Source organism: Rhizobium sp. PDO1-076 (genome assembly GCF_000247475.1).
Taxonomy (GTDB): Bacteria; Pseudomonadota; Alphaproteobacteria; order Rhizobiales; family Rhizobiaceae; genus Allorhizobium.
This window is the reverse complement of sequence record NZ_AHZC01000335.1, coordinates 1-771: the sequence shown is the minus strand read 5'-3', so window position 1 is coordinate 771 and position 771 is coordinate 1. Positions and strand designations below refer to the sequence as shown.

The following is a 771-nucleotide window of genomic DNA, read 5'->3' as shown; positions in this document are numbered from 1 at the left end:
CCGTCACCGAAATGATGCCAGCGGCAGGGTGGGGCAAAAGTGACAGAGCGCGCTTGCGCAAAGCGACAAGTGATTTGCGCGCTCAACAATGGACATCCCAGCCCCGCGCCGGCACATTCAAATACGTCCTGACTGTTCCGGTTTAACCACCATGCATTGAGTTTCGCGCACCCGCACTGCGCGGCCCACATTCGGGAAATTTAGTGTCTGCAACTGACGGTGGAAAGACTTTGATTTTGCCTTCAAAATTACGCGGAGTTTTCTGGAGACTTGGTGAGGCGAGTCGCATCTCTGGGCCGGCCGATATTTATTTGAGGATGAACGCATGGTAGAGAACACGTATGGAAATTGGTAGAGTAGTTCAATTTTTATCCGCGATTCAAGTATTTATAGTTTCCATATTTACTGGGAAATTTATATTAAACTACTACAGATCCCTTTTCTATAATGCGGGATACGGTCAGGTTGCGCCGGATTTCTCATCGTTTTTAGATGATGCATTATTTTTAGCATTGGTGTTTTGGCACTCTGCTCTACTGATTTGCATGGTTTCTATCTATAGACTGGTGTCTGGGAGAGGGCTTCGGACGCAGATAAATGTTCTGATTTATAGTTTTATTGTTACTTACGGGGTTGCGCTGATTCTTTGGATTAATTCACTTTTGGTTGGACTTTGACGAGGTGTAATTGTGGCCGAATCTACTTCAGTTTTCAGAAAAGAGACGTTAGATTTTATTGCTGATACGGGTTATACGCCTCCTCATTAATCAG

General features: G+C 45.0%; 1 protein-coding gene. It reads left to right on the top strand.

Going from position 1 to position 771, the window contains the following annotated elements; genetic code table 11:
• Positions 1-341: 341 nt before the first annotated feature.
• Positions 342-677: a hypothetical protein gene (locus PDO_RS28410; RefSeq protein ID WP_160167044.1), complete on the top strand. Its 336-nt coding sequence runs from the start codon at positions 342-344 to the stop codon at positions 675-677.
• The last annotated feature ends 94 nt before the right edge of the window (positions 678-771 follow it).

Coding starts and splice junctions, on each gene's coding strand:
- PDO_RS28410 (WP_160167044.1), top strand. CDS start 342: ATGGAAATTGGTAGAGTAGTTCAATTTTTATCCGCGATTCAAGTATTT.